This window comes from Streptacidiphilus sp. ASG 303 (genome assembly GCF_020991365.1).
GTDB lineage: Bacteria > Actinomycetota > Actinomycetes > Streptomycetales > Streptomycetaceae > Peterkaempfera.
On record NZ_JAJLRA010000127.1, the window covers coordinates 1 to 310 of the forward strand.

1 pseudogene is annotated in these 310 nt (G+C 78.7%); it reads right to left on the reverse strand.

Features of this window, described 5'->3' with window-relative positions:
* A pseudogene (locus LO771_RS30205) lies at positions 1 to 310 on the reverse strand (bifunctional glutamine-synthetase adenylyltransferase/deadenyltransferase); the annotation flags it as partial.

Below are 310 nucleotides of genomic sequence, written 5' to 3' on the forward strand. Positions count from 1 at the left end.
AGCTGTCGCCGGGGCGCCCCCGCACCAGCATCACCGCGTTGCGCACCCGGGTCGCCAGCACCCAGGCGGCGTCCAGCACCGCGGCGTCCGCGGCGTCCACCAGCCCGGCGTCGCGGGCGGCGGCCCGGGCGGCCCTGGTCCGGGTGGTGCGCAGGGCGGGGAGCCGGTGGCCGTGCCGCAGCTGGAGGAGCTGCACCGTCCACTCGACGTCGGCGATGCCGCCCCGGCCGATCTTGGTGTGGGTGGTGGGGTCGGCTCCGCGCGGCAGCCGCTCGGACTCCACCCGCGCCTTGATCCGGCGGATCTCCCG